This window comes from Vibrio sp. A2-1 (assembly GCF_021728355.1).
In the GTDB taxonomy this organism is placed as follows: domain Bacteria; phylum Pseudomonadota; class Gammaproteobacteria; order Enterobacterales; family Vibrionaceae; genus Vibrio; species Vibrio splendidus_K.
On the sequence record NZ_JAKKCO010000001.1, the window covers coordinates 1278857 to 1299913 of the forward strand.

General features: G+C 44.2%; 19 protein-coding genes. 13 read left to right on the forward strand and 6 right to left on the reverse strand.

Annotation, left to right across the window (positions count from 1 at the left end; translation table 11 throughout):
• Positions 1-60: 60 nt before the first annotated feature.
• The 3 genes from L3V33_RS05365 to L3V33_RS05375 form a co-directional block, all read right to left on the reverse strand.
• A complete protein-coding gene (locus L3V33_RS05365) occupies positions 61-1599 on the reverse strand; it encodes a sulfatase-like hydrolase/transferase (RefSeq protein ID WP_237289642.1) in 1539 nt (512 codons plus the stop codon).
• A gap of 186 nt (positions 1600-1785) precedes the next feature.
• Positions 1786-2682 (reverse strand): LysR family transcriptional regulator, encoded by an 897-nt coding sequence (locus L3V33_RS05370; protein ID WP_237289658.1) that lies wholly within the window; start codon positions 2680-2682, stop codon positions 1786-1788.
• A 17-nt stretch (positions 2683-2699) separates the two neighbouring features.
• Complete coding sequence (locus L3V33_RS05375; protein WP_237289660.1) at positions 2700-3851, reverse strand: anaerobic sulfatase maturase; 1152 nt, start codon at positions 3849-3851, stop codon at positions 2700-2702.
• A 242-nt stretch (positions 3852-4093) separates the two neighbouring features.
• On the opposite strand from L3V33_RS05375, the gene L3V33_RS05380 reads away from it, so the two are divergent.
• The 3 genes from L3V33_RS05380 (at position 4094) to nfsA (ending at position 7748) form a co-directional block, all read left to right on the forward strand.
• On the forward strand, positions 4094-5494 hold the full coding sequence (locus L3V33_RS05380; RefSeq protein ID WP_237289662.1) for a DUF1214 domain-containing protein: 1401 nt from the start codon (positions 4094-4096) through the stop codon (positions 5492-5494).
• 188 nt (positions 5495-5682) lie between these two features.
• A complete protein-coding gene (locus tag L3V33_RS05385) occupies positions 5683-6795 on the forward strand; it encodes an outer membrane protein transport protein (RefSeq protein WP_237289664.1) in 1113 nt (370 codons plus the stop codon).
• Between the two features lie 230 nt (positions 6796-7025).
• Complete coding sequence (gene nfsA / locus L3V33_RS05390; RefSeq protein WP_237289665.1) at positions 7026-7748, forward strand: oxygen-insensitive NADPH nitroreductase; 723 nt, start codon at positions 7026-7028, stop codon at positions 7746-7748.
• A gap of 131 nt (positions 7749-7879) precedes the next feature.
• On the opposite strand, the gene L3V33_RS05395 is transcribed toward nfsA, so the two are convergent.
• A complete protein-coding gene (locus L3V33_RS05395) occupies positions 7880-9412 on the reverse strand; it encodes a phospholipase D family protein (RefSeq protein ID WP_237289667.1) in 1533 nt (510 codons plus the stop codon).
• Between the two features lie 160 nt (positions 9413-9572).
• Entirely contained in the window at positions 9573-10136 is a 564-nt protein-coding gene (locus L3V33_RS05400; protein ID WP_237289677.1) for a TetR/AcrR family transcriptional regulator, read from the reverse strand.
• A 92-nt stretch (positions 10137-10228) separates the two neighbouring features.
• Here L3V33_RS05400 and L3V33_RS05405 point away from each other — a divergent pair, with 92 nt between their 5' ends.
• From L3V33_RS05405 to L3V33_RS05415, 3 genes are all read left to right on the forward strand, one after another.
• Positions 10229-10762 carry a dihydrofolate reductase family protein gene (locus L3V33_RS05405; protein ID WP_237289679.1) on the forward strand — a complete coding sequence of 178 codons (534 nt, stop codon included), beginning with the start codon at positions 10229-10231 and terminating at the stop codon, positions 10760-10762.
• 140 nt (positions 10763-10902) lie between these two features.
• Positions 10903-11400: a hypothetical protein gene (locus tag L3V33_RS05410; RefSeq protein WP_237289681.1), complete on the forward strand. Its 498-nt coding sequence runs from the start codon at positions 10903-10905 to the stop codon at positions 11398-11400.
• A 207-nt stretch (positions 11401-11607) separates the two neighbouring features.
• Positions 11608-11898: a putative quinol monooxygenase gene (locus tag L3V33_RS05415; protein ID WP_237289690.1), complete on the forward strand. Its 291-nt coding sequence runs from the start codon at positions 11608-11610 to the stop codon at positions 11896-11898.
• 121 nt (positions 11899-12019) lie between these two features.
• On the opposite strand, the gene L3V33_RS05420 is transcribed toward L3V33_RS05415, so the two are convergent.
• Entirely contained in the window at positions 12020-12901 is an 882-nt protein-coding gene (locus L3V33_RS05420) for a LysR family transcriptional regulator (protein ID WP_237289692.1), read from the reverse strand.
• 281 nt (positions 12902-13182) lie between these two features.
• Here L3V33_RS05420 and L3V33_RS05425 point away from each other — a divergent pair, with 281 nt between their 5' ends.
• The 7 genes from L3V33_RS05425 to L3V33_RS05455 all read left to right on the forward strand — a co-directional run bounded on the left by L3V33_RS05425 (position 13183) and on the right by L3V33_RS05455 (position 21030).
• Entirely contained in the window at positions 13183-14367 is a 1185-nt protein-coding gene (locus L3V33_RS05425) for an MFS transporter (RefSeq protein WP_016799867.1), read from the forward strand.
• Between the two features lie 387 nt (positions 14368-14754).
• Positions 14755-15513 (forward strand): helix-turn-helix transcriptional regulator, encoded by a 759-nt coding sequence (locus L3V33_RS05430; protein WP_237289694.1) that lies wholly within the window; start codon positions 14755-14757, stop codon positions 15511-15513.
• 31 nt (positions 15514-15544) lie between these two features.
• Entirely contained in the window at positions 15545-16189 is a 645-nt protein-coding gene (locus L3V33_RS05435; protein ID WP_016800423.1) for a response regulator transcription factor, read from the forward strand.
• A gap of 122 nt (positions 16190-16311) precedes the next feature.
• Positions 16312-16983: a hypothetical protein gene (locus tag L3V33_RS05440; RefSeq protein ID WP_010431836.1), complete on the forward strand. Its 672-nt coding sequence runs from the start codon at positions 16312-16314 to the stop codon at positions 16981-16983.
• Between the two features lie 52 nt (positions 16984-17035).
• The gene (locus L3V33_RS05445; RefSeq protein ID WP_010431845.1) at positions 17036-17710 is read left to right on the forward strand and encodes a fimbria/pilus periplasmic chaperone; all 675 of its coding nucleotides are present in this window, start codon (positions 17036-17038) and stop codon (positions 17708-17710) included.
• A gap of 43 nt (positions 17711-17753) precedes the next feature.
• On the forward strand, positions 17754-20192 hold the full coding sequence (locus L3V33_RS05450; RefSeq protein ID WP_237289696.1) for a pilus assembly protein PapC: 2439 nt from the start codon (positions 17754-17756) through the stop codon (positions 20190-20192).
• A complete protein-coding gene (locus L3V33_RS05455) occupies positions 20161-21030 on the forward strand; it encodes a hypothetical protein (protein WP_016797865.1) in 870 nt (289 codons plus the stop codon). Before L3V33_RS05450 ends, L3V33_RS05455 begins: the two co-directional genes overlap by 32 nt.
• The last annotated feature ends 27 nt before the right edge of the window (positions 21031-21057 follow it).

Here is a 21057-nt window from a genome sequence, read left to right on the forward strand (position 1 = left end):
TAAAAGCGATTACGGAAGGTGCGCTTGTTACAGCACACCTTGCATTAGTCGTATTTGGCGTTAGTCAGCAACCACTGATTTGTCTGCCATACCAATACCACCGGCTTTCTGTCTTGGTGGAAACGCTTTGAGTGACTTCTGATATTCCGCCGCTGATTTTTGCAGCTTTGGTAATACCCAAGACTTCTCTTTCATCCATAAGAACCAACCGCGAGTATCAGGGCTACGCTCGTAAGGATCAGCTTTGATGTTGATGAGCATCCCTAGTGGCCACTCTTCAGGAGGTGCAATCCACTCCGTTTTGGTTTTTAGATGCACTTTCCAATCATCCACTCGGAACGCATTCAAATCTTGCTCGTTGTAGAAGAAGAACTCATGACGTTGACTCGGTTCGCCTTTGGTCAACATATCCAGCTGGTTATACCCATCCAAGTGGACTTGATAGCGCTCGCCGTTTAACTCTTTACCATCAAGCAGTTGTTGCTTAATGTCGCCTTCACCCACTGCAGCCATAATGGTTGGCACCCAGTCTTCAGAAGTCATGAAGCCATCGGTGTATTCACCTTGAGGGATTTTATCTGGCCAACTCACCAACATAGGTACACGGAAACCACCATCCCATGTTGTGCCTTTTTGTCCTCTAAATGAGGCAGAGCCAGAATCAGGCCAGTGATCTAGGTTTACGCCATTGTCAGATGTGAAGAGAATGATGGTGTTGTCGATTTCGCCCAAGTCTTCAAGCTTGTCGAGCAGCACACCGATCTGGTCATCAAGTTCGATCAAGCCATCGTAGTAAGTGTTGATTTGACTCGCGCCTTGATATTCCGGACGCACGTGCGTTTTTTGGTGCATACGAGTCGGGTTGTACCACATGAAGTAAGGTTGTTCGTCTTTCTCTGCTTCATGTCTATCAAGCCAATTCGTAGCAAACTCCAAAAATTCGCCATCAACGGTTTGCATGCGTTTAGCGCCTAAAAGACCTTTATCTTCAATTGTTTGCTTTCCAACCACACCAAACCTTGGGTCTTCTTGCATGTCCACACTCTCGGTAGCGACGGTGTGAAGAACATTGCGAGGGCGTCCTCTGAAGTTAGGATCTGTTGGGAATTCCGGCTGTTCAGGCATCTCCATGACATTGAGGTGGTAAAGGAAACCGAAGAATTCATCAAAGCCGTGCACCGTTGGCAGGTGACTATTGTTATCGCCCAAGTGACTTTTACCGACATGCACGGTCGCATAGCCTTTGTCTTTCAGCATTTCAGCTAGAGTTGGATCTTCTTTTTGAAGGCCAAGCGAAGAGCCCGGCTGACCGACAGACGTTAAGCCTGTTCGGAAAGGATATTGACCCGTGATAAAGGCAGAGCGCCCCGCGGTAGAGCTGCCTTGTGCGTAGTAATCGCTGACCATCATGCCGCGATCTGCAATTCGGTCAATATTCGGTGTGTCCACCGCACCTAAGCCACGGTGGTAGGCTGACAGATCAGTGGGGCTAACATCATCAAGCATAATGGCGACCACATTGGGTTGGCTCGCGGCATGTACATTGACGCTCGCCAGCACCGAGAGCGCCAAAGCGGATTTAACAAAAGACTTATACATTTATAACCCTCATTCACTATGGGTAAATCGCTGAAGTCACACTGAAATTTATGTATGTCTCAAGCGAATCGTTGTTGAGGTAAATGGTATAAGAAAGACGCCAAAAATGGCTTGATAACCACTATTACGATTTTTAATAGTGGCTGCTAGAAGGGGGCGTTATTTAGAGGAAAGAGTTTCGTGAAGCTAGGATTGAATGATCGACGTAATTTCTTTTTGAAGCCAATCGGTGAACGGGTTATTACGGTTTGCTTGGTGAGTAAATAGAGCCAATTCTCGACGATAGGTGTCTTTCAACAGTTCAGGCGGTAACTCAATACAGCGATAAGAGTGATCAAGCAAATAACGACATTTCGTCGATGTAATATAGATAAAGTCGCTGTCCTTAACGATCTCCAACATCAAGTTCATGTTGTTGCTTCGAAGGGCAATATGCTTATCTAAATCGTACTTTTTGATCAACATTTCTGTCTTAGATGGTTGAATGTAACCAGGGATCATGTTGATACAGAGTGGGTACTTCAGCACGTCCTCAAGGGCATTACCTTGAACTGGGTGATCAGCTCTTAGCACCAACATAAACTTATCAAAGCCAACCGGACGCTCAGTCAGCGTTTTATTCACATCCATAGGAAGATAGCTTACTCCCCAACACGTTCGATTGGTCTCTAGAGACTGCACACCGTTGTCTAACCAAGGCGAACATTGAAACGTCACTTGCGGCGCTTCTTTGGTCAGTTTTTTAATTAATGGTACACCCACTGGAACCAACAAAGGAGAAGGCAGCATGATTTGAACCTCTCCTCTTAAATCTTCCAATCCCCACTCTTCACTAGGTATATAAAGATTGTCGAGTTGCTCTAGTAACAAAGGCAAGGTTTCGATGAGCTCTAAACATTTTGGGGTTGGTTCAAGCTTTGCTTTATCTCTAACAAACAATTCATCATCAAACTGCTCTCTTAGTTTACGAAGCATGACACTGATCGTCGGCTGACTCACGTTCAAGGCTTTTGCAGCAGTAACCGTTTGGCGAGTTTCATTGAGCACCAAAATAAGTCGCAATAAATTTAGATCTTTGGTCATGCCCGACTCCAAGTGATTTAGAAAAGTGGAAAGTACGCTGGCGAATACCCTTTTTTCATCGCTTCTACCATTGGCAATAATTTGGGTAACGCGTGACGAAAAAACATCTCATACCCTTGGCATAAATGATTCATCGCACTGCCATCTTCCGTTGTTGCTATCCTGTTCTTAGGACAGCCACCTTGGCAAAGCTCAACAAAATCACAACCTCGACAAGTGCTGTTTAACTCATGATATTTGTTGGTGCCAAACGCTATTTGTTCTGGTGAGGTCGCCATGCTTACAAGCTTATCACTCTTCACTGTTCCCAGTTGATGATCTTGATACCCATAATGGTCACAACTGTAAACATTGCCGTCATGCTCAACCATTAGTTGCTGCCCACAAGTCGCACTGTGATGACACATTTGACTTTGGTAGCCCATCAACACCATTAAGCAGTTCTCAAAAAACTGGATATACACTTTACCGACATCATTGGCGCTCCAAGCATCAAACAAGTCGCAAAGAAATTGCCCCCATTGCTCCCCCGTTAACGACCAGTCGTGCCCTGTTCGCCTGTCCAACTCATGATCGATACAAGGCTGAAACTGCATGTAACCACTGCCATTTTCAACCAAAAACTGATAGATCGTTTTACCGTGTTTGTAGGTTTTATTGTTCACGACCGTTAACGTATTAAAATCAACATTGTGCTTCTTTAGATAAGACATCCCACGCATTGTGCGTTCAAAAGACGACTCGCCATTTTTGTCGATCCGAGCGATGTCATTCAGGATATTGGGCCCGTCGATACTAATGCCCATCATGAAATTGTGTTTAGCAAAGAAACTCGCCCAACGATCGTTAATCATGGTTCCATTGGTCTGCATCGTATTCACGACGAGCTTGGTAGTCGCTTTGCTTGCCTGCGTTTTCATCGCAGCTTCATAGAAATCGAGCCCTCTTAACATAGGCTCACCACCATGCCAGATAAAGTCCACTTGCTGATCTTTCATTGGCTGCGCGTCGATATGAGCACCGACAATTTGCTCCATCATGTCCAAAGACATTGAAGACCTCTTATCGACATCTTGTCTATTGAGATAATAGCAGTAGCTACAATCCAGATTGCACTGAGCCCCTTCTGCTTTAATGAATAAGCTAAAAGGATAAGTGGATGTGTTCATATCGATTCCCGTACTTTTTTGCCAACATATCAACCGAAAATCAATCAAACAATAGCGCCTCAGGCCCCCTACCTGAACACGTCGTAGAGTTGCTTCTCAGTCCTAATAAAATGCTAATTAAAACAATCACTTGAAAGGTAAAAAGAGACTATTAACATCCTTAATATCGGCTATTACACTCCTTAATCTCACTTGCTCATATGATAAATGCCTAATTCTGTTCCTACGATCTAAGGTGTTCCATGAGAAAGCTGCTCTATAAGAAAAGTGTACTGACCAGTTTAGTGTGTTCTTTGTCCAGTATTATCGCGATGCCATCCCTTGCCCAACAATCTATTAATCCTGAAGAAGAGCTCGCTTACAATCTAGGTGTTCAAGCATTTATCTATGGTACTGGCCCATTAACCGTGGCGGCGGTTAGGCAAACGACCACATCTGTCGATGCGCCGATGGACAACGCCATGGCACCATTGAATGAGATGGGTAAAACACGCGTTCTATCCGGACCACAAGATAGAATTGTACCTACCGTCAACAACGATACGCTCTACTCACAAGCTCACTACGATCTGGATTTATCGGGCCCAATGGTGATTGATATTCCTCGCACCGATAACCGTTACTACATTGTTCAGTTATTGGATGCTTACTCAGATTCGATTGAAGATCTGCACGTGAAGAATGTCGGCGACCAAGGTTCAAAAGTACTTTTGGTCAACAAAGGATGGGCTGGCGAAGTGCCAGAGGGGATTGATCGTGTCGTAGAGTCTCGCACTCCTATGGTTTGGTTGATTCAACGAACGGGCGTGTTTGGCGAGCAAGATCTCGATGACGCACTGGTTACTCACGATAAATTCCTCAGCTACCCACTCGATCAACTCGGTACAGCGCATGACATCGTAGAACTCAAAGCTTCGACAGGTCGCATCCCACCCATGGCGAGACCTGAAGGGTTAGAGTGGTATTCATTAATTGACCGCGAGCTACGTAAAAATCCAATTCCAGGAGATGCCGCCATCGTTGATCAATTCCAACAAATTGGTATTGGAGGATCGACCCCCTTTAACCCTGAAGCGCTAACTTCAGCACAGAAAGCAGGGCTAATGCGCGCGATTGAGTCTTCACAACAGATCATTCAATACGCAGGTCGAAGCATTGGCGATGTCAATAATGGCTGGTCGATGATGTACGAGGGAGGCCGCTACGGAAATGATTACCTGAGCCGAGCGAGCATCAATATGCGTGCGGCTGGTTTGAATGTACCAGAGCGAGCACTCTACCCAAATAGATACACGGACTCGAATGGCGAGCAGCTGTCGGGAGACAATCAATATCGAATGACCATGCCTGCCGATGCACCCGCTGACGCCTTTTGGTCGCTGACCATGTACGACGCTAAAAATCTATTCATGGTTGAGAACTTCATTCAACGCTACTCCATCTCAAGCAATCGTAAAGATGAACTGAAATACGCAGACGACGGCACCTTGCCAATATGCATTCAATACGCAAAACCGTCCGATCCAACATGTAACTGGCTACCAGCCCCTCAAGATGACTTCTATCTTCACATGCGCCTGTACGAGCCAACTCAAGCCGTTCTCGACAATGAATATCCACTGCCACAAGTTGAAAAACTCTAGCCTCAATTTGGTTAATTACGTCGATTAATCCAACTAAGGCAATTAAGTCGATCAAGTCAATTGCCACGCTGCTCTTAGTGTTCGCTCGTGGCAATGACTTCTCTCTCTAAGAGCATGGCTCGAACTGCTAGAAACATCACCCAAATTACTGGAAACATGACTCATACACTGAAAATGAGGTTCTATTCTTGAAAACACCTTTCATCACACTGTCTCTTTTAGTAACAGCGATAGTCAGCTCTCTCGCGCACGCGGGTGGATTAAACCTATCTCAGATTGCGACAACCAAAAGCGTTGGCACAGCCGGCGCAGGAAACGTAACCGCGAACGATGCATCCGCAGTGATCACCAACGCTGCGGGGTTATCGGCCATTGAAGAAAGCGCTTGGATTCTCGGCGTTCAATACCTCGATGTTGAAACCACTTTTGTCCGTGACGATAACTCGGCTTCGACCACAGGAAGCAGCGCGGATGTTCTCCCTCACCTGTCTTACGCATCAAGGCTCAATGACCAATGGGTCGTTGGCGCAGCATTGCACGCAGCTGGCGGCACTGGCGTTGAATACTCACACGGCGTTGGCGCGCACCCTGCTTTATTGATCAAAGAAAATAGCATTTCAGCACTCAACTTAACGTCGTCATTGTCATATCAAGTTAGCGAACAACTGTCTCTTGGTGGTTCTTTGATATTGCAGCACGCAGCACTTGAAACTCAAGCATTGAATGGTCGAGAGCTTCAAGGAGATAGCCTCGACCTAGGGTTCGGCCTGAGTCTCAATCACCACATCAGTGACAACACACAATTGGGTGTCAGTTATCAGGGCCAATTTGATCACGACCTTTCCCTTGATAACGCCAACGCTTTTGGAATTAGCTCCGAACTGACATGGATTCGAAGCTTAAACTTAGGGTTGAAGCATTCATTAAATGAAGACTTAAACCTTCTACTCAGCTCCAACATCGAAACATGGCAAGATTATGATGACAAATACTCAACCACCTATTCTCTTGGGGTTGGTGTGGAATATACATATGAGGATTGGTTGCTGTACAGTGGATTGAGCGGTGACACGAGCCCTGTAAGCAGTCAAAACAGGGATGTGTTACTCCCGCTCGATAAACAGTGGCGTATCGGATTCGGCGCTGAGAAGAAGATATCCAATGACTTACATCTTGGGTTGAGCTACCAATACCAAGATTTAGGCCATGGTGAAATTAATGCTGACTCAGGACTATTTCAGCCTTCTGGCAGCTATTCGACCAACAGAGTTCACTTCATCACTTTATCTCTTCGCCATTAAAGCTAACTCTTAAGCGTTATTCACTTCTAGCTTCTAGCTTCTAGCTTCTAGCTTCTAGCTTCTAGCTTCTAGCAGGAAACCGTACAAAAAAGGATTGGCTGTGGTAGCAATCCTTTTAAATTCATGAATATCATTCTGCCAACCAGAAAGGCTCGAACACCCTTTACGCTCATGGTAATTGTCGTTATTGTGATTCTCTACGTCATCACCACAAGGACTGTCTGAGAGTTATGAACAGCACGATTGAAACTATTCTGGGGCACCGCTCCATTCGTCAATATACAAATCAACCGATTGAAAAAGCGCAACTAGATATGATTATTCAGGCTGGTCTCGCAGCTTCATCATCGAGCTTACTGCAGGCTGTTTCTATCGTGAGAGTGACAGACAAAGAGAAGCGCAAATTGCTAGCTGAATACGCAGGCAATCAAGCTTACGTTGAGAACGCGGCTGAGTTTTTGGTGTTCTGTATCGACTATCAACGCCACGCTCAGATTAACCCTGAAGTGAAAACCGACTTTACCGAGCTTACCCTGATTGGCGCGGTAGACTCTGGCATCATGGCACAAAACTGTATGCTGGCTGCTGAGTCTCTTGGTTTAGGTGGCGTGTACATCGGTGGATTACGTAATAGTGCGCAGCAAGTCGATGAACTATTAGAACTACCACAACACACCGCCGTGTTGTTCGGAATGTGCTTAGGTCACCCTGCGCAGCAGCCTGAGATAAAACCTCGCCTTCCTGTGCATGTGGTAATGCACGAAAACCAATACCAACCGCTGAACCTCGATGAAATTGCTAGCTACGACGATTCAATGCAAAGCTACTACGCAAACCGTTCAAGCAATCAAAAACAGAGCAGTTGGTCACAACAGATCACACAGAAGCTGTCTGGGGAATCTCGCCCACACATTCTGCCTTACTTGAACAGCAAGCAGCTGACCAAACGTTAAGCCGTTAAGCCGTTAAGCCGTTAAGCCGTTAAGCCGTTAAAAAATAGCAGCAAACCACAGCAAACAGCAGCACAAACAAAAATGTCAGCGTAATATACGCTGACATTTTTATTTATCCAGAGGCGGCTAGATTACAGATATTTCTCAATCGGTAACAACTGTAGGAAGCCTGACTGCATTCGTTCCCACTTGCCGGTTTCTGGTTCGCTGTCCCAACTTTGCTCGCCTGAATACCAATACACATCACCGTCTTCCAGTTCCAAACGCCAGCTATTGTCGTCACTCATTGCTTGTTTAATAGTTTCTGCTAACGTTTCAGCAATCTCTTTATTCTCGATGATCAAAACCGATTCAGTATTGAGATAGGTAGAGCGCAGGTTGAAGTTAAATGAGCCAATACTCGCGATGCTACGGTCAAACACCACTGACTTTGCATGCAAGCCATAGGCAGTCTCAGGCGCACATTTCGACACGTCTTGAGTCGAAGCTTCACATAGCTTTGATTCTGGTTTTAGCTCGAACAGGTCGATGCCATGTTCTAACATGTCGTAGCGTCGACCCGCGTAAGCTGAGTGATTAGTCACCAGATCATTAGACGCCATAGAGTTAGTTAGCGCTTGTATTTCAACGCCCTTATTGTTCAATACCTGCCACTCTTCAAGCTGACCGTCATCGAATACAAGGTAAGCCGATTCCAACAAGATCTCTTGTTTCGATTCACTCGCTAACTTCCCTAGAAGAATCGCGGTCGCTTTTGGTTCATCAGTATTATCGGAGTCATCAGGGACGGGTTGATCGTAAACAAAACGCGCATTCACCCATGTCATCTCACCAATCACCTCTTTCAGTAAGCTATCAGCAGCCTTACGATCTAATGGCAATTCAGGGTAATTTTGATAATGCGGAACGACAATATTATCTATCTTTGAGAGATCAGGTTGTTCGTCATCACCCAACATATCGACTGGGTAAGACCAACGACTGTTCCAGTATTCAACAAAACTGGTTTGGATGGTGTTAACTACCGAGCCCATGACTAATACATCGCGGTCTCGGAAATTGATTTCATCAGAAAGGTCGAAGTATTCATCACCAATATTACGCCCGCCAACTACAGACAAAGTGCCATCTACGGTAAACGACTTATTGTGCATACGGCGATTTAAACGAGAAAAGTCACCGACAAAGCTCAACCATTTACTGAAGCCACGGCGTGTGGGTGTTGGATTGAAGATACGAATCTCGACGTTCGGGTGCACATCCAATGCCGACAGTAACCCTTCACGTTCGTTGAGGTTGATATCATCCAACATTACGCGCACCTTCACACCACGCTCAGCCGCGGCTAATAAACGGCTAGCGAGATAGCTGCCCGATTCGTCAGAGTTCCAGATGTAGTATTGAATGTCGATGGTGTGCTCGGCACTTTCGACCAGTGCTAATCGCTGTGCCAAAGCATCCCAACCGGACTCTTGCAGACGAACCGCGGTGGTGCCTTGCTCTAAAGCTTCAGGCTGAAATGCATTGGTTAGAACCGATAAAGAGCTAGGTGCAGGAGAGGTTGCCGGCTCTGTCGGGTGATCGATGCCTTCTGGAAGTGAAGAACACCCACCTAAAACGGCGATTAAGATTAACGTTAAACTGATGCGTTGGAGCACAGGCATGTATCTGACTTCCTTTTCACGATTGCGTCTTTAGAAACTTTCCGTACAGCTTTTCAATGAACAAGCTATTCCGATCTATTCATTGATTATTACTGCTAAAGCCTGAAATTTATAGGTAATTATCCAGTATAAATTTAAAGGTCAGTAAATTGCCTACAGATCACTTAAGTTGAGTGAGTGCCAAACAGTATAAACTCAGCGGCTTTTCGACCATTTCAATGGTGAGCTCTGTTCGGTCTGGGTTACAGTTCAACGCCAAAGCGTATCCGTGTAAATAATCCACCAGCAAGTCCAACGCATTTTTGGTTTGCTCATCAGTTAACGCTAACGGGTTCAACACCGCTTCAAAACGTTCACTAAATACCTCCATCGGCCCGAGAGATTTCATGGTCAATAAGGTCTCTAACAAGCCTCTATATTCGTTGAGCATCGACAAGTAACTCACACTGAGCCGATAAAGGTTATCTCGCCAGTCATGATTCAGCTCTGGCTGTGCCACTTCTTCAATCAAGGAAACCGTGATTGCCTCAAGCAGATCGTTTTTGTTTTTGAAGTAATGGTATATGGCCATCGCATCGACCCCGAGTTCTGTCGCCAACCCTCGAATGCTTGGCACTTTGCCACTCTCTCGCATCATGCTTTTGGCAATGGTGAGAATTCTCTCGGCGCTGAGTTGGCTTGATCCACTCTTTGGTCGACCTCGTCTCTGATCCTTGACAGTCATACCGTCACCTCTTAAACTTTATTTCTACACTGTAGAATATTTTAATTTATTACCGTGTAAATGCCAAGTTTCTCATCAATATCGGAGTTAAAATGTCAAATATTGTATTTATCGCAACCAGCCTTGACGGTTACATTGCAGACAAGCAAGGCGGCTTAGATTGGCTGCAATCAATTCCAAATCCAGACGGTGACGACATGGGTTACAACGCTCATACCGATCGTATCGATGCGCTGGTCATGGGACGTAATACAATGGATATGGTGTTGAGCTTTGGTATCGATTGGCCTTACAGCAAGCCAGTCTATGTACTTAGCAATACTTTGAATGAAGTACCTCAAGAACTTGAAGGTAAGGTATTTTTGATGAAGGGCGAGCTTAAACAGATTGTCGCGGATTTGAATAACAAAGGCCTAAAAAACTTGTACATCGATGGCGGCATCACCATTCAAAACTTCATGAAAGAAGACCTGATTGATGAGCTGATCATCTCGGCCATTCCTGTCGTGCTTGGTGGTGGGTCCCCGCTATTTGGTGACTTAGTGTCCCCTGTCGATTTTACGTTGAAAGACGTCACGACGTACCTTGATGAGATCGTGCAAACGCATTACTTACGTAAGCGCTAGAGCTGTTGTTCATCAAAGGGGCATGTAAGGATCAACACCGGAAACATTGTTCACGCTACATAACGTTTATCGTCCCTACACAAGCCTCCCCTATAGTAGTACCCTTTATCGTCTCTTATTCTTGATGGTATCTGGATCTTATGAAGCTTTTGGTCGATCGAACTGGTGAACAGTTTTTAGAAATCCTGCAAGAATCGGGAGACACGCTGACGGTTCAATTCATTAGCAATGAAGGCAATCGAAAAGGTAAACCGTTCCAAGATAGCTTGAGTGGATTATTCCTCACAGGTTGGAAGCCTCGCACGACCTCAACCGCGATTGGCCTAGAACGCTTTAAACAAGGCAAGCTACAAGATCCTAAGGTCAGCTTCGCTCTGCACCAACTTTACCCACTAGGCAGAGACGTAAAGTTGCCTTCTGGTGACATTGCGACCATCGCAAGTTATGCCAATACCCATAGCGATGGTTACTATATGTTTGTGCGCCTCAACGATGAGTTAAAACGACTCAAGATTACGCCCGATTGGGAACTGCAACCTTCCGCTCAAAGATTGGCTCTGCCTTATTACCCAGCCCCAAAAACCAAGGAAGAGCTCGACAACATTGACGATTTTGATGCGTGGGCGGGCGGTTTTTAAACACTCTTTACCTACGCCTAGTAGCACATAACCCCCAGGTTATTATCAATTTATTTTTGAAAATAATTCAAATGTGGCGCTGTTTATCGTTTCGAATATTCCTACTATTATTTATCCATCGATACAGACTGTAGCTCAATGAACAAAGAGTGGCGCTGTAAACACAGACAAATCACCATTTCGGTGAAAAGTAATATAGGTACGAACATGACTCAACTAACTATCGTCGCAAACATCGTCGCTAACGAAGACAAAATCGAATTGGTTAAAGCAGAGCTGCTAAAGCTGATTGATATTACTCGCGCTGAAGAAGGCTGCATCAACTACGACCTTCACCAAGACAATGAAAACCCAGCACATTTCACTTTCTATGAAAACTGGACGTCTCGTGAACTGTGGCAACAGCACATGGGTAATGCCCATCTTGCTGAGTACATGGCAGCAACTGAAGGTTGTGTTGCGTCGTTTACACTTAACGAGATGACTAAGATCGCTTAAGTACAGCTCCAGTAGTCTGTTACTAGAAAGCACACTGACCAGCTATCGAATTCGATTTAAAAGCCCCGTGGCACGTCAGCGGGGCTTTTTCATTTAAGCGGATATCGTCAGTCTGCCTTAGCTAGAGCTTCAAACGGGGCTGAATAAAATCAATAAACGCCGAGATACGTTTAGAGACAGAGGAAGACTTATAATAAACCGCACTCACTCGCTCTCGGTCTGTGTTGGCAAGTTTATCTTGTTCCAGAATAGGGATTAGACGACCCGCAGCTATATCTTCCTGCACCATAAACCCCGATAAACAAGCTATCCCATTTCCAGCTAGTGCTAGTTGACGCACGGTTTCACCGTTGCTGGCTGTCACGGTAGGCGCGACATAACTTTGGTTTGGTAAAGGCCAATGGTTAAGCACTTTGTTCCCTGCAAAACCCACAATTTGATGTGAACTCAAATCTTCAGGTTTAATGGGTAGCCCACGCTTAGCGAGATAATCAGGTGACGCTACAATATGGAGTAAACTTTTTCCTAACGGGCGAGCGTGCAGTGTTGAATCGGACAGCTTACCGATTCGAATCGCAACATCAGTTCTCTTTTCCAGAAGATCAACGAAGCCTTCGTTGGAAGTGAGTTCCAACTCAATGTCTGGGTAAGCCTTTTTGAATGACTGCACCAACGGCACTAGCTGATGGAATACGAATGGACTGGCGGCATCGACTCTTAAACGACCTTTTGGTAACTCACCACGCGACACGATTTCTTCTTCCGCGCTCTGAATAACCTGTAACCCTACCCTGACTGAATCGACAAACTGCCGCCCTTCCTCCGTCAATTCCACGCGTCTCGTTGTTCGGTTGAATATCGAGACGCCGAGTTGCGACTCAACCTTACTCACCGAACGAGACACCTTGGCGACCTGCACATCCAGCGCCTCTGCCGCCGCAGAAAAACCACCAGCATCGACGACGGTGAGTACCATTTCTAAATCATCTGAACGGGTTAACATGAGGCTCCTTCGCTATCTTCATTTTGGTTAATGTCATCTCGCTTGTGATCATCACAGCTCAAATCATGTGTGTCTTTTCGATCTCATCAGCTTAATCCTATGATCGGCTAACTCTCAAATTATTGCAAATAACACAAAGGTTATTTGTTAATGATGGCATTTTTCACAAATATATTTTGCTAGATAATCCTCGCCATCAAACGAAGCGCTCCTATTGCAGTCACAAGCTGCCCCATTTTATCGCGCTCGGTATTTAACAAAGAACAGTAAGAGAGATGATTATGCCATTAGCATTACTTGCATTGACGCTCAGCGCCTTTGCCATCGGAACCACAGAATTTGTCATCGTAGGCTTGATTCCTACCATGGCGAGCGACTTGAATGTATCTCTGCCATCGGCAGGTTTATTAGTCAGTTTATACGCGCTTGGTGTTGCTATTGGCGCACCAGTATTAACGGCACTAACCGGCAAATGGAATCGTAAAGCGGTGTTGCTGACCGTGATGGCACTGTTTGTCATTGGTAACTTATTGGCGTGGCAAGCTCCAGGCTATAACACGCTGATCGCCGCACGAATTTTGACTGGCCTTGCCCATGGTGTGTTCTTCTCGATTGGGTCGACCATCGCGACAGGTTTGGTGTCAAAAGATAAAGCAGCCAGTGCCATTGCGATCATGTTTACGGGTTTAACGGTTGCATTGGTAACTGGCGTACCACTGGGCACTTATATCGGCCAAACCTTTGGCTGGCAAGCGACCTTCTTGATCGTTGCTCTGCTTGGTCTTATTGCTCTTATCGGTAGCGCTATCTTGGTTCCAAGCAACCTTAAGCAACCACCAGCGGCGAAGATTTCGGCACAACTAAAGGTTCTAACTCAACCACGCTTACTGTTGGTTTACGCTATCACGGCACTAGGTTATGGCGGAACATTCACAGCGTTTACGTTCCTTGCTCCAATACTGGAAAACGTATCAGGGTTTGATTCGAGCTCAATCAGCTTAATCATGTTGGTCTACGGTGTGTCAGTGGCGGTAGGTAACATCTGGGGCGGTAAAATGGCCGACAAGATGGGCCCGATTAAAGCGCTGACCGTTATCTTCTCTGGTTTAGCCGCAGTACTGGTGGTATTCAACTTTACCGCAGTAAACCCTTACGCAGCCGTTGCGACTATTTTGGTTTGGGGGGCATTTGCATTCGGTAACGTTCCGGGGCTACAAGTGTATGTTGTGAAACTGGCTGAGAAATACACACCAGACGCAGTCGATGTCGCTTCTGGGTTGAACATTGCAGCCTTCAACGTCGGTATTGCATTGGGCTCATGGGGCGGTGGTTTGATTGTCGCGAAATCTGGATTAATGAACACCCCTTGGATCGGGGCGATGATTGTCTTAATCGCGCTAGTGTTGACCCGAATTAGTGGTGCTCTAGACAATAAAAAACCAGCATTCCAAGCGACGAACCAATAACTCTAACCAAATAGCAACGATGAAATCTTACATCGTTGCTATTTTCTACCTTGTCTTCTCGCAAATAAGAATCAAACAACATAAATAACACATCCTCGATTGAATTAAATTAAGAGATTATTAATTATAATTTGAGTAATAATTTATTATGAATCTTTTTTTGAATTTAAATACCCTTCGATATCGCCCTTCTAATATTGATTCAAATCAATTAATTGCTCAATAGGCATCCATTATTATAAAAAGTGGATTGTTTGTGGATTACTTCACCCAATTGGGTGATGATAAACCTATCATTTAATGACTAATATCAACCTTAGATAAACTCAAATGAAGCACCAAAATATATTCGAGTTATCGCTTGCAATAGGCTAAATGGATTGAGTTATGCAGATATCAGAATTGAAGATTCCACTAGAAAATGGACTTAATAAATCCCCGTCTGAATTCGAAGAAGCGATAAGAAATGGATTAATTACACTTGGAATTGAGCATGTCACATTAGTTATCTCATCAAAACCAGACTTCCCAGCCTTCAAATATATTGATGGTTTGTCAGATGGAGTCTCACTGACAGAGGTAATCACAGACAATCTAGATGATTATCTCATGTTGATTTCAAAGAGCCGTAAAGGAAAAATTCATCACAAGCTAGATGACATAATGGACAATAGAATATTGGGTCATGACAAGCTCCCTGTCGCACAAGATTATCTGAATTTCTATAGTATTTCTGAAAATCTACTTTACGAACATGGAATATCAATAATGTTTCATAGTGTCGATGAACTCCGGATTGATGAATTACGCCAGTTAAAATCAATATGTGACATTGCCATCGCTTGGGCAAATTCATGGGTCGCCCACCGTACTATGGTCTCACATTGGCGTAAATATTCTGAGCCAAAAACGGCCAACACGAGCCCGTCTTTGACTAAGTCAGAACTTGATGTGCTTGATCTACTGACTAAAGGATTGAACGGTACTGAGATCGCACAAACCCGTGATGTATCAAAAGAAACGGTTCGCAGTCAGATCAAGAGTATCCTGCACAAAACACAATGTAAAAACCAAAACCAACTGATCTCTCGATTTGGACAAGGGCAGTGGCTCATCAGCCCACCAATACGCTCTGCTTACACCTAATTCGCTTCTGCCGCCAAGGAAGGCTCAAAGTATGCAAAATAATCGACCAGCACCTTACACATGCTTGATCACTCGCAGCAACACCTTGTCGCGAGTGATCAGAGATTTATTGAAACTTTCTTTCCCACTCAATCAATTTCAAGTTATCGAATCTTATTCTGAACTTGACCCTGAGTATAAAGGCGTTGTGCTTTTAGACAGAAGTACGATACCGATGCCAGACAAGTGTGGTGTTTCAATTATCAATAGAAAAGATAAGTGGATCGCCATCAATATTAAATGCAGCGCTTGTTACGATTACCTAAAATTTGGCTTTTTTGGCCAAATAGAAGTGAATCATTTTGAATTTATTCCAAAAGCCATTAAATCTGTTCAAGAGGGAGAGCTTTGGTTCCCTAGACATATTATGGAAAGCTTTATTATTGACCTTTGTATCAGTAGCATTTCTAAGAAATCCTATTCCATCACAGAAAAAGTAACATCAAAGTTTTTTTTAACAAAGAAAGAGCAAAGAGTCTTTGAATTAATGATTCAAGGTTTTTCAAACATACAAATAGCAAACGACACAAATGTCAGTATAAACACAGTAAAAACACACGCTTACAATGTGATGTCCAAGTTGAATGTACATTCTCGACATGAACTATTTGCTAAAGCTCATGAATTAACCGTTTAAAATTAGCACTCTTTTCATACTTATTTATTCAATATATCACCCCTCGTTGCGAGGTATATTTTTTAAATCCTAATTACTATGTATTTGTTGTCGGGAATAACAAGAGTAATGAGGGAATAATTATGAAAAAATTAATATTAGCGGTAGCAGTAGCTGGTGTGATGTTCAGTGTAAATAGTTTCGCTGTTGGTGGTGGTCCAGGTGGAACCAAGTTAGAAGCTAATGTGGTTCAATTTGGAGGAGCAACCAATGCTCTTCTGACCAATGCAACGAACACTGATGGCGCACACATTCGCATGGAAGGCACGATTCCACAACGTTGTGTGCTCAACTTGAAATCAGCACAAGCCGGAGAGTTTGTTAATGGTGATATCCACCTAACGAACATGCTGGCAGATAGCAAAAATTTGGTCTCAGGGCTAACAGCCAGTAAACCAATTGCAAGTCTTCGTGCCTGGTGTAACTACGGGAAATCAATGGAAGTCGATATGACTGCCACACCTTTCAAAATGACTCGTTTCGGCATGGCCATTGGTAAAGAACGTATCGATTACACATTACAAGCAAATCAAACCGACATTTTCGATACAAGCAATGCAAGTGATGGTTTGTTTGGTCATACGACAGGTAACTTCCAAGTTAAATGGAGTGGTGAACACCAAAAAGCAAGAATTGCAGAAGTTCCTCTTAGTATCACAACAGAGGGTGCAGCTTTAGCAAGAGCCGGTAATTATCGCTCTACAGTGTATGTGAAACTCCAAGCGAAAACTTGTCACCACATGTGTGGATTTTAGCTCATAAATTAGAGCCCACAAACGTGGGCTCATTTTACCAAGGAAGGGTTTTATGAAAAACATTACTTTATTTATCAGTCTGCTACTCTTCCACGCCGTCGCTTTCAGCTACGAAATTACCCCTATGTATCAAGAAATGAACGAATTTGGAGGAAAGGCTCTCTCAAGCTATACGATCAATAACCCTCAAGACCGTTCACTCCCAATTGAAGTTGTAGTGTATGACGTAAGTTACGATGAAACCGGAGAGGTACTAACACTTAATGAAGACAGTTTTCTCATTTTGCCTCCTCAAATAATGGTAGACCCACAAAGTTCTCAAAAGATTCGGGTGCGCTATATCCCTAGCGATACTCTCACAATGACCAAACTGTACCGCATTGAATTCAACGAACTAGAAGTCGAAGGGCCTGAAGATAGTGACAGTAAAATAAGAACACTGCTTAGTTTTTCGACCTTAGCTTTTGTATCTCCGAACTCAATAAAGCCCACTATGAAGTCCTCGATTAAAGATAGAAACATAGTGGTAGAAAACACAAGCCAAGTTCTAGTGAACTTGCTTCATTCCGTATTCGAACTTCAAACTAACGGCGAGAAAAAAGACCTCCCGTGGAGCCAGATTGACACTAAGACAAGTGGTTACTTAATGCCTGGTGCCACCGCTTATTATCCTATTCCAAACGAATTCAAAAAAGTCACTGGTATTGCCATAAAGCAAAATAATTAACACTGAACCACCTGCTTCTACACGAGCTTTATTGGGAGGTAACATGAGCCGATATTACACAGTTCTTCTGTGCGTCTCTCTATGCTTGCTAGCCCACCCTCACGCCTATTCCGCGGATTGGTTATTTCCATTCCCAATCAACTATTTAGGCTCAACAGTGGGCGATATTGATGCGTTCTCTGATGGTAAAACGATCTCCAAGGTTCATACCATTCAACTGAATACACTGATTGGTTCAGCGCTTACAAGTGAAGTATCAGGTAAATTATCTTCGTACAAAGATACCTTTATTTCAGTTGAAACATTGAAAGAGTGGGGTGTGTTGCTCTCCTTTTCATCCTCTGACATGTCTATCTCATTATCTTTCGTTCAAGATGCACGAAAAGAGCAAGCGCTAAGTTTCAGCGCACCTTACTCTCCTCCTATTTATTCCACATCAGCCTTTTTCACCAACATCAATAACTTTAACTTTGGCCTATCTGATACACGAGGAGTTGAGACTCAAAATGAAGAACAAAAGTGGAATATAGAGTGGATCTCCACAGGAAACTTTGCTGGTGCGCGGGGAGTTAACTATAAACTGTCAGGCTATTTTGATGATAGCACCAGTGAGGAACAAACTTTTTATCGTGGCGATATATCGGCCTTTATCGACCGTGCAGAAACCCCTTATCGAGTCACTTTTGGCGACCAAGTTAACAGTACTTCAGGCCACCTACCTAGCCAGCAATTTGGCGGGATCGGGTTTGAACGTAATTACTCAGCATTACAGCCGAATCGCAGTATTCAGGTAGGAGGCACTCAAGCCTTAGTGCTTGAAGAGTCTGCCGACATCGAACTGTACATTAATGGCTCCTACGTGACAGAGTTTCGACTTCCACCTGGACGTTATATGCTCGATAACTTGCCACTGTCTTCAGGTAGTAATGACGTTCGTTTAGATATTGAATATCAATCGGGAAGACGAGACTCCATTCTCTACAGCGTATTCTACAACTCTAAACTACTCAAAGAGGGAATATCCGACTTTGGCGTGTATTTGGGTGCTCCTTCAGAAATAAAAAACAGTCACTATAAGTACGATACCGAAAGCTTAATCACCAGTGCCTATTATGACTATGGCTTAACCGAATACTTAACGCTTGGGTTGAATGGCTTTTATCATAAAGATGGATTCATACTGGGGGGGATCTCCACTTTTGGCACCCCCATCGGTAATATTGGCTTTCGACTATCAGGCAGCCAGTCGAGTGAATATGATGAAACCGGTTATATCGCAAGCATCGATTATGCCGCCTCGCTCTGGGATCAAAACAATTACAGCGCCCCCAACTTACGTATCGCGCTTGAATCTTACGATACCTATTCCTATCAACCTTGGACGGAAGAAGGAACGACAGGCCATTCGGCAGCAGTCAGCTATACCTTAGGCATTACCGATGATGTTTACTTATCGCTCTCATATAACCTTGATAAGCAGAGTGGTTACGATACGGAATGGAGTGCAGAAGCCTCAACGTCTTGGTCTTACTCCAATGTAGTGGTCGGTTTAGGTGTTACTCATGAAGAAGACCCAAATGAGGGCATTTCGAACACAGAGGGTATTGTATCTGTTGATTGGACATGGGGTTCTGATGACGGGCAATACACCGCAGATGCCGGATACGCCAGCGATACTGAGATCTTACGAGCAAGCTTTAGTAAGCCAAGTAAAAATCAAGTTGGCCAATATGGCTATTCTCTATCTGCTGATGTCGAATCGAACCAAGGGCAGTATCAATTACGTGGTGACTACATAGGCAACCGGGTTCGATATGATGGAGACATCAATTATTACAACTCGAACAGTACCGAAGACACCGTGGTCACCTCGTTTAGACCCAGTACAGCATTCACAATTAGTGACAGCAATCTCTCTTGGTCACGCCCAATATATGGTGCGGCGGCTGTGGTGCAAGTTCATGAAAGTTTAGAGTCGGACGCCCTAATAAACAGCGATGAAGACGCGTACGCAGAAGCGATTTCTCAGCAAGGTTACCCCAATGCTATCAGCCTCTCTACAGCCCACATCACTCAGAGCTTTACTGTAGATGCGCCAAACGCACCTGTTGGTTATGACATCGGCAATTATCTGTACAACATCACCCCAGGCGCTTATACCAGTCATCTCATCACCGTTGGGTCTAATAAATCTAAAACCATAATAGGCAAATTACTACTAGCTAACGGTCAACCGCTTGCGTTAACTCAAGGCTATTTAACCGATATCGATGACACATCTTATCCATTCTTCACCAACAAAGGCGGAAGATTCGTTATTGAAGGAATAGGCAGCGGTGATTATCGAATCGAAACGATCAACTCCAACGCAACGGGGATCATCAGCATCCCTGAATCAGACGATAACCTGTTGAGACTTTCTGATATTCAACTAGAACAAGGAGCAAACAATGTTCAAAGTAACTCCAATGAAAAAAACTAATTGGCTGCTCACATTATGCATTCTCTGGCTGCCTTCACCATTACTAGCACAGAGTTGCAACGGAGTATGGAGCTTAACCCAACTTAACAATGGTCCGATTGAGTTTGATAAATCGGGATTTGCGAAAATTCAATACGAGCTCAAAAAGCTACGCTCTCAAAGCGGCGAATGTTCATTAAGGTCGGTTCGACTAAAAATTCTCAATACGTTGGACAAAAATGGACCTTATTTCGTCAACCAAAGCCAAACAATGCTTACTTATGATCCCAAAGAGCGAGAGTACTTGCTATACGCAAAATACAATTCTCCGGTCCGTTTTTACTTGGTCGATCCGAGAGCAAAAATTAACTACGCTGCAAAATACACTGTGCCTTTTATTGCCAAGCTCAAGTATGAAGACAACCCTGTATCAACACTAACAAGTACCGCAACTTACAAGATAAAGTCTTTCGTTACTTTTGATTGGTCTGGCCATGGAAGCAACATTCACCGCTCAGCAACAGGATACAGTTGGCAACTCGGTGAACTTCATAGTGGTAAGCGTTATCAAGCAGATTTTATGATCCGTTCTAATTCTCTAACAGAGCTTTGGGTTAAATCTCGACACGGCAAACTGATCAATACCCAGAACCCGGATTGGACGATTACCTATCAACTGACCGTGAATGGGATAGAAGTGTCCAGATTGCACCGCATGACTCCCATAAAAAACTATAATCGCGGCCAGCACACCATTCCTTTTTTACTCTCGATCACTGACAACACCAACCTGTCACGAGCGGGAAGTTACCGCGATGAATTATATATCCAAGTAAAAGCAATAGATCCTATTTTCTGAAGTAGCGCTGTGACATTTTAACAAAGG